The sequence below is a fragment of the Escherichia sp. HH26CH genome, from assembly GCF_009820205.1.
Classification (GTDB): domain Bacteria; phylum Pseudomonadota; class Gammaproteobacteria; order Enterobacterales; family Enterobacteriaceae; genus Escherichia; species Escherichia coli_F.
Map to the genome: position 1 here is coordinate 82,251 of NZ_VNXM01000073.1, position 6,653 is coordinate 88,903.

Below are 6,653 nucleotides of genomic sequence, written 5' to 3' on the forward strand. Positions count from 1 at the left end.
GACAGGCTGACAACTGTTAGTTAGTGAAAATCGAAAATCTCACTGAGATTATGGGGATGATTGATGAAAAAAAAAGCGGCAGAGAAGATCTCCACCGCTTTTGCCAGTCCTGCGTCATTGTTGGATGCGACGCTTAAGCGTCTTATCCAACCTGGACTGAGCTTTTGTAGGCCTGATAAGACGCGTCATGCGTCGCATCAGGCATGAAGCAGATTACTTTTTGATTTCATACAGCGGCGTTTGACCCGCCACAACATGACCCTGAGCTTTAATGATAAGGCCGCTGAAATCGTCGATATTGCTGCAAACCACCGGGCTAATCATCGAACGGGCGTTAGCGTTCAGGTAATCCAGATCCATTTCCAGAATCGGTTGCCCTGCGCATACTTGCGCCCCCTCTTCCACCAGACGTTTAAAGCCTTTGCCTTCCAGCGCTACGGTGTCGATACCCATATGGACGACAATCTCAGCGCCTTTTTCGGTTTCCAGGCAGAACGCGTGATTGGTGTTGAAGATTTTCACGATTGTCCCTGCGGCTGGCGATACGACGATTTTATCCGTCGGTTTCACCGCCACACCGTCACCCACCGCTTTGCTGGCAAATGCTTCGTCAGGAACCTGATCCAGCGCCACAACATCACCGGTAATCGGCGATACCAGCTCCGCGACAGACACCGCGTTTGGTACGGCCTGCGGTTTTGCTACAGGCACGGTAGTTGCAGGCGCAGTTTCAGCAGAGGCGGCTGCTACCGGACCACGGGCAACGACTTTCTTCATTGCATCGCCAATGGATTCCGCTTTCGCGCCGACAATCACCTGAATGGTTTGTTTGTTCAGTTTTACCACCCCAGAAGCACCAAGGCGTTTACACATCGCATCGTTGACGCGGGCAGAGTCAGCCACGGTCAGACGCAGACGGGTGATACAGGCGTCAATCGCTTTCAGGTTGTCAGTACCGCCAACCGCAGCAATATAGTTGGTCGCCAGTTGAGTCAGGCCTTCCTCGGTATTGCTGTTGGCTTCTTCAGTAACGATCTCGTCTTCTTTATCTTCGCGACCCGGCGTTTTCAGATTGAACATGCGGATAACCACACTGAACACCACGAAGTAGATAGCGAAGAACACAACCCCCATCACCAGCAGCATCCAGACGTTCTGGCTGGCGGCCGGCAGGTTATACATCAACGCGTAGTCGATAGCCCCCGCAGAGAAGGAGAAGCCAGCATGGATACCCAGCAGCGTTGCCACAAACAGGCTGATACCCGTCAGCAGTGCGTGCAGGAGGTACAGCAGCGGTGCAAGGAACATGAACAGGAATTCCAGCGGCTCAGTCACACCGGTCAGGAACGCAGTAACAGCAACAGAAAGCAGCATACCGCCAACCATCGGACGACGCTCTTTCGGTGCTGCGAAGTACATCGCCAGCGCCGCGCCCGGCAGACCGAACATCATAATCGGGAAGAAGCCGGACATGAACATCCCCGCGGTGCCGTCACCGGCATAGAAGCGGTTAATGTCGCCGTGGAAAACAGTACCCGCCGCGTTGGTGAATTCACCAATCTGGAACCAGGCGATGGTGTTCAGCACCTGATGCAGACCGGTTGGGATCAGCAGACGGTTGATGAAACCAAAGATACCGGAACCCAGCGCGCCCGCAGAAACGATCCATTCGCCGCCTGCATGGATAGCGTGCTGTACCGGTGGCCAGACGTAACCAAAAATGGCCGCCAGCACCAGGCAGAAGAAGCCGGTGGCGATCGGCACAAAACGTTTGCCGCCGAAGAAGCTCAGGAAGTCCGGCAGTTTAATATCGGACCAACGGTTATAGGCAGCACCACCGACCAGACCGGTAATGATACCCGCCAGTACACCCATGTTAATTTCTGGGTTGATGGTCACCATCGCTTTGGTTAACACAAAGTAACCGACCGCACCCGCCAGCGCCGCCGCACCTGCGCTGTCTTTCGACCAGCTGGATGCCACACCGATGGCGAAGATTAATGCGAGGTTATCAAAAATCGCACCGCCCGCCTGGGCAATAAACGCAACGTTAAGTAAATCTGGCTGACCGAATCGCAGCAACAGTGCCGCCACCGGCAGCACCGCGATAGGGAGCTGTAACGCCCTACCGAGTCGCTGGAAAAAACCTAAAATATTCATCTTATTCCCCCTACGAGAACCCTATTTGGCTCGTTTAAAGCCGTATTTTTATTTTGCTGCAAATTGTACTGCCGATGTTCTGTAATCAGATTGTTAGATCATCTGCTACAGAGTGTGTGAAAATTTAATTCGTATCGCAAATTAAACGCGTGTCTTTTGTGAGTTTTGTCACCAAATATCGTTATCATCACTCCCTTTTACTGGCTAAACCAGAAAACTTATTTTATCATTCAAAAAATCAGGTCGGATTGACGCCTGTCTGCGCAAATCCAGGTTACGCTTAAAGATGCCTAATCCGCCAACGGCTTACATTTTACTTACTGAGGTGAATAATGAGACTGATCCCCCTGACTACCGCTGAACAGGTCGGCAAATGGGCTGCTCGCCATATCGTCAATCGTATCAATGCGTTCAAACCGACTGCCGATCGTCCGTTTGTTCTGGGCCTGCCGACTGGCGGCACGCCGATGACCACCTATAAAGCGTTAGTCGAAATGCATAAAGCAGGCCAGGTCAGCTTTAAGCACGTTGTCACCTTCAACATGGACGAATATGTCGGTCTGCCGAAAGAGCATCCGGAAAGCTACTACAGCTTTATGCACCGTAACTTCTTCGATCACGTTGATATTCCAGCAGAAAATATCAATCTTCTCAACGGCAACGCCCCGGATATCGACGCCGAGTGCCGCCAGTATGAAGAAAAAATCCGTTCTTACGGAAAAATTCATCTGTTTATGGGCGGTGTAGGTAACGACGGTCATATTGCATTTAACGAACCAGCGTCTTCTCTGGCTTCTCGTACTCGTATCAAAACCCTGACTCATGACACTCGCGTCGCGAACTCTCGTTTCTTTGATAACGATGTCAATCAGGTGCCAAAATATGCCCTGACTGTCGGTGTTGGTACATTGTTGGATGCCGAAGAAGTAATGATTCTGGTGCTGGGCAGCCAGAAAGCACTGGCGCTGCAAGCCGCCGTTGAAGGTTGCGTGAACCACATGTGGACCATCAGCTGTCTGCAACTGCATCCGAAAGCCATCATGGTGTGCGATGAACCTTCCACCATGGAGCTGAAAGTTAAGACTTTAAAATATTTCAATGAGTTAGAAGCAGAAAATATCAAAGGTCTGTAATTATTATCCCTGCCCTGACGCATTGCTCAGGGCAATATTTTTTTAAATCGGGGGTCAGAATGTATGCATTAACCCAGGGCCGGATCTTTACCGGTCACGAATTTCTTGATGACCACGCGGTTGTTATCGCTGATGGCCTGATTAAAAGCGTCTGTCCGGTAGCGGAACTGCCGCCAGAGATCGAACAACGTTCACTGAACGGGGCCATTCTCTCCCCCGGTTTTATCGATGTGCAGTTAAACGGCTGCGGCGGCGTGCAGTTTAACGATACTGCTGAAGCGGTCAGCGTAGAAACGCTGGAAATCATGCAGAAAGCCAATGAGAAATCAGGCTGTACTAACTATTTGCCGACGCTTATCACCACCAGCGACGAGCTGATGAAACAGGGCGTGCGCGTTATGCGCGAGTACCTGGCAAAACATCCGAATCAGGCGTTAGGTCTGCATCTGGAAGGTCCGTGGCTGAATCTGGTAAAAAAAGGCACCCATAATCCGAATTTTGTGCGTAAGCCTGATGCCGCGCTGGTCGATTTCCTGTGTGAGAACGCCGACGTCATTACCAAAGTGACGCTGGCACCGGAAATGGTTCCTGCGGAAGTGATCAGTAAACTGGCAAATGCCGGGATTGTGGTTTCTGCCGGTCACTCCAACGCGACGTTGAAAGAAGCAAAAGCCGGTTTCCGCGCGGGGATTACCTTTGCCACTCATCTGTATAACGCGATGCCGTATATTACCGGTCGTGAACCGGGCCTGGCGGGCGCGATTCTCGACGAAGCTGACATTTATTGCGGTATTATCGCTGATGGCCTGCATGTTGATTACGCCAACATTCGCAACGCTAAACGTCTGAAAGGCGACAAACTGTGCCTGGTTACCGACGCCACCGCACCAGCAGGTGCCAACATTGAACAGTTCATTTTTGCGGGTAAAACAATATACTACCGTAACGGACTTTGTGTGGATGAGAACGGTACGTTAAGCGGTTCATCCTTAACCATGATTGAAGGCGTGCGTAATCTGGTCGAACATTGTGGTATCGCACTGGATGAAGTGCTGCGTATGGCGACGCTCTATCCGGCGCGTGCGATTGGCGTTGAAAAACGTCTCGGTACACTCGCCGCAGGTAAAGTAGCCAACCTGACTGCATTCACACCTGATTTTAAAATCACCAAGACCATCGTTAACGGTAACGAGGTCGTAACTCAATAAGAGAAAGTATGACACCAGGCGGACAAGCTCAGATAGGTAATGTTGATCTCGTAAAACAGCTTAACAGCGCGGCGGTTTATCGCCTGATTGACCAGTACGGGCCAATCTCGCGGATTCAGATTGCCGAGCAAAGCCAGCTTGCCCCCGCCAGCGTAACAAAAATTACGCGTCAGCTTATCGAACGCGGGCTGATTAAAGAAGTTGATCAGCAGGCCTCCACCGGGGGCCGCCGCGCTATCTCTATCGTCACCGAAACCCGCAATTTCCACGCAATCGGCGTACGGCTTGGTCGTCACGACGCCACCATCACCCTGTTTGATCTCAGCAGCAAAGTGCTGGCAGAAGAACATTACCCGCTGCCAGAACGTACCCAGCAGACGCTGGAACATGCCCTGCTGAATGCCATTGCTCAGTTTATTGATAGCTACCAGCGCAAACTGCGCGAGCTGATCGCCATTTCCGTGATCCTGCCAGGACTTGTTGACCCGGACAGCGGCAAAATTCATTACATGCCGCATATTCAGGTAGAAAACTGGGGACTGGTAGAAGCACTGGAAGAACGTTTTAAAGTGACCTGTTTTGTCGGCCACGATATCCGCAGTCTGGCACTGGCAGAGCACTACTTCGGTGCAAGTCAGGATTGCGAAGATTCCATTCTGGTGCGTGTCCATCGCGGAACCGGGGCAGGGATTATCTCTAACGGGCGCATTTTTATCGGTCGCAACGGCAACGTCGGTGAAATTGGTCATATTCAGGTCGAACCGTTGGGTGAACGCTGCCACTGCGGCAACTTCGGTTGTCTGGAAACTATCGCTGCCAATGCCGCCATTGAACAGCGGGTGTTGAATCTGTTAAAGCAGGGCTACCAGAGTCGCGTGCCGCTGGACGACTGCACCATCAAAACTATCTGCAAAGCCGCGAACAAAGGCGACGGTCTGGCGTCGGAAGTGATTGAATATGTTGGTCGTCATCTGGGTAAAACCATCGCCATTGCTATCAACTTATTTAATCCGCAAAAAATTGTTATTGCCGGTGAAATCACCGAAGCCGATAAAGTGCTGCTCCCTGCTATTGAAAGCTGCATTAATACCCAGTCGCTGAAGGCGTTTCGTACTAATCTGCCGGTGGTACGTTCTGAGCTGGATCACCGCTCGGCAATCGGCGCTTTTGCGCTGGTAAAACGCGCCATGCTCAACGGTATTTTGCTCCAGCATTTGCTGGAAAATTAATGTGCTTTTATAGTGGCGCTTATTGTTGTCAATATTCTGGGTAGTCCATGACCATTAAAAATGTAATTTGCGATATCGACGGCGTGCTGATGCACGATAACGTCGCCGTACCGGGTGCAGCGGAATTTTTGCACGGGATTATGGATAAAGGCCTGCCGCTGGTGTTGCTGACCAACTATCCTTCGCAGACCGGGCAAGATCTGGCGAACCGCTTTGCCACTGCGGGTGTCGATGTGCCGGACAGCGTGTTTTATACCTCCGCGATGGCGACCGCCGATTTCCTGCGTCGCCAGGAAGGTAAGAAAGCGTATGTGGTGGGCGAAGGCGCACTGATTCATGAACTGTACAAAGCCGGTTTCACTATTACCGATGTGAACCCTGATTTTGTGATTGTTGGCGAAACGCGTTCCTACAACTGGGACATGATGCATAAAGCAGCCTATTTCGTCGCTAACGGTGCACGCTTTATCGCCACCAACCCGGACACCCACGGGCGCGGTTTTTATCCGGCCTGTGGCGCGCTATGCGCGGGGATCGAAAAAATCTCCGGACGTAAACCGTTCTATGTTGGTAAGCCGAGTCCGTGGATCATCCGCGCAGCATTAAACAAAATGCAGGCGCATTCGGAAGAAACGGTGATTGTCGGCGATAACTTGCGCACCGACATTCTGGCGGGCTTCCAGGCCGGTCTGGAGACGATTCTGGTGCTTTCTGGTGTTTCATCGCTCGACGATATCGACAGTATGCCGTTCCGCCCAAGCTGGATTTACCCGTCAGTCGCTGAAATCGACGTTATCTGAATACCACCCACGTCTGCGGACGTGGTTGGCTCTGATGACAAACGCCAAACTGCCTGATGCGCTACGCTTATCAGGCCTTGTATTATCCCTCCTGTGCAGAGAAAATCGGCCAGTTTTCTCTGC

General features: G+C 51.7%; 5 protein-coding genes. 4 read left to right on the forward strand and 1 reads right to left on the reverse strand.

Features of this window, described 5'->3' with window-relative positions; translation table 11 throughout:
• Positions 1 to 213 precede the first annotated feature (213 nt).
• Positions 214 to 2,160 carry a PTS N-acetyl glucosamine transporter subunit IIABC gene (nagE, locus tag FQ015_RS23690; protein ID WP_160524573.1) on the reverse strand — a complete coding sequence of 649 codons (1,947 nt, stop codon included), beginning with the start codon at positions 2,158 to 2,160 and terminating at the stop codon, positions 214 to 216.
• Between the two features lie 332 nt (positions 2,161 to 2,492).
• Between nagE and nagB the strand changes: the two genes are divergently transcribed.
• Genes nagB through nagD form a run of 4 tightly spaced genes read left to right on the forward strand, consistent with a single transcriptional unit; the run spans position 2,493 to position 6,530 of the window.
• Entirely contained in the window at positions 2,493 to 3,293 is an 801-nt protein-coding gene (gene nagB / locus FQ015_RS23695) for a glucosamine-6-phosphate deaminase (protein ID WP_021499626.1), read from the forward strand.
• A 59-nt stretch (positions 3,294 to 3,352) separates the two neighbouring features.
• Positions 3,353 to 4,501: an N-acetylglucosamine-6-phosphate deacetylase gene (gene nagA, locus FQ015_RS23700; protein ID WP_000271153.1), complete on the forward strand. Its 1,149-nt coding sequence runs from the start codon at positions 3,353 to 3,355 to the stop codon at positions 4,499 to 4,501.
• 8 nt (positions 4,502 to 4,509) lie between these two features.
• Positions 4,510 to 5,730 carry a DNA-binding transcriptional regulator NagC gene (nagC, locus tag FQ015_RS23705; RefSeq protein WP_032183659.1) on the forward strand — a complete coding sequence of 407 codons (1,221 nt, stop codon included), beginning with the start codon at positions 4,510 to 4,512 and terminating at the stop codon, positions 5,728 to 5,730.
• 47 nt (positions 5,731 to 5,777) lie between these two features.
• Entirely contained in the window at positions 5,778 to 6,530 is a 753-nt protein-coding gene (gene nagD, locus FQ015_RS23710) for a ribonucleotide monophosphatase NagD (protein WP_000153129.1), read from the forward strand.
• Positions 6,531 to 6,653 lie beyond the last annotated feature (123 nt).

Bases quoted from the DNA above. Each gene is read 5' to 3' on its own strand.
- nagE (WP_160524573.1), bottom strand. From the start codon at position 2,160: ATGAATATTTTAGGTTTTTTCCAGCGACTCGGTAGGGCGTTACAGCTC.
- nagB (WP_021499626.1), top strand. From the start codon at position 2,493: ATGAGACTGATCCCCCTGACTACCGCTGAACAGGTCGGCAAATGGGCT.
- nagA (WP_000271153.1), top strand. From the start codon at position 3,353: ATGTATGCATTAACCCAGGGCCGGATCTTTACCGGTCACGAATTTCTT.
- nagC (WP_032183659.1), top strand. From the start codon at position 4,510: ATGACACCAGGCGGACAAGCTCAGATAGGTAATGTTGATCTCGTAAAA.
- nagD (WP_000153129.1), top strand. From the start codon at position 5,778: ATGACCATTAAAAATGTAATTTGCGATATCGACGGCGTGCTGATGCAC.